Source organism: Bacillus sp. JJ1127 (genome assembly GCF_036965845.1).
GTDB lineage: Bacteria > Bacillota > Bacilli > Bacillales > Bacillaceae_G > Bacillus_A.
In genome coordinates this window covers 1-1539 of the sequence record NZ_JBALQK010000437.1, presented here as the reverse complement: position 1 = coordinate 1539, position 1539 = coordinate 1, and the positions used below count along the sequence as shown (strand labels likewise).

Sequence of the window (1539 nt, the reverse complement as noted above, 5' to 3'; positions counted from 1 at the left end):
GACTTTGTTATTATTTATGTAATTGAGCCGCAATAATATCTTTTGTATGCTGTGTTAGTTCTTTAACATCCATACTTGCATATTGCTCAGGTGTAATTGGTTTCGAAATTGTTATTGTTGCATGTGCTGGCTTCATTCGATTTCCATTTGCTTCAAACATCTTATATGTTCCATCTAAAGTTACTGGCAATATAGCCACACCAGATTTTACAGCAAGATGAAAACTACCAGCTTTAAAATCTCCTATTTCGCCACCTTTACTACGCGTTCCTTCTGGAAAAATTACAATAGAATGGCCGCTCTTTAACCGTTCAATTCCATCTTTAATAGCCTGTAGTGATTGACGACGATCCCTACGATCCATAAACACACAATTCATCAATTCCATCCAAGTTCGTACAATCGGAAATTTTTTAATTTCCACTTTTGAAACAAATCCGATTGGTTTATTTAAGTAACCTAGTAAAACTGGGATATCCATATCACTTTGATGATTACTTACAACAAGTACCGGTTGATCTGTCGGCACGTTTTCAAGTCCATTTACTTGTACAGTCGATCCCGCTACACGAACCATCTTCTTACCAAACCAATTTGTTGTTTTATACACAAGGCGATCTTTTTCTTGTGGCGATAGTGTTTTTACTTTACCCTGTATTCGCCATAACCTCGGTGTAATGCCAATTACAATTAAAATTAAATAAAAGATTTTAAAAAACGTTTGAATCATACAGAACCCCCACCTATTATCATTCCGTCCTTCATTATACTAGACAAACGAAGGAAAAAGAAGAAAAAATGTCCAAACGACAAGCGTTTGGACATTTTTGAGTTTTCTATATTAGAAACGTTTTGCTAATTCACGCGCATTTGCAATTGCTGCTTCTTTAATTTCTTGTGCTTTTTCAGGATTTGCATTCATGCCTTCAACTGCAAGATATTCTACATCAGACACACCCATAAATCCTAATACTGCATTTAAGTGTTTACGTCCGAAGTCCATTGCTGCGTATGCTCCCTCAGAGTAAATACCACCTGTAGCTTGAATGTGAAGTGCTTTTTTACCTTCTAGTAATCCAACTGGCCCATTTTCAGTATATTTAAATGTTTTACCTGCGATAGATAAATTATCTAAGTATGCTTTTACTACTGGTGGATAGCTGAAGTTCCACATTGGTGTTACAAACACATAACGATCGGCATTCATAAATGTTTCTAAGTTTGTGTTCATTGCTGCAATTTTTTGTTGTTGACTTTCATTTAATGCTTCAAAACCTTCACCTGCTGCAAATTTACCCCAAGCTGCAAATACTTCCGCATCAATTGCTGGTACTGTCGTGTTAAATAAGTCAATTGTTACAACTTCATCTTGTGGGTGTTCATTTTTATACGCTTCAATGAAAGCTTCCCCTACTGCCATACCGAAAGATGCTTCTGCTGAATTTGGATTTGCTGTAATAAATAGTACTTTTGTCATTTTGTTCTCTCCCTTTATTCATTTTATCTTTAATTTGAGATTTATTTTAAAAAAGTAAATTA

Annotated in this window: 2 protein-coding genes; both read right to left on the bottom strand. The window is 35.2% G+C overall.

The window, feature by feature from the left end:
* Positions 1 to 10: 10 nt before the first annotated feature.
* On the bottom strand, positions 11 to 730 hold the full coding sequence (locus tag V7183_RS25615) for a lysophospholipid acyltransferase family protein (protein ID WP_097898452.1): 720 nt from the start codon (positions 728 to 730) through the stop codon (positions 11 to 13).
* A gap of 111 nt (positions 731 to 841) precedes the next feature.
* Positions 842 to 1477 (bottom strand): FMN-dependent NADH-azoreductase, encoded by a 636-nt coding sequence (locus V7183_RS25610; protein ID WP_098198159.1) that lies wholly within the window; start codon positions 1475 to 1477, stop codon positions 842 to 844.
* Between the last annotated feature and the right edge of the window lie 62 nt (positions 1478 to 1539).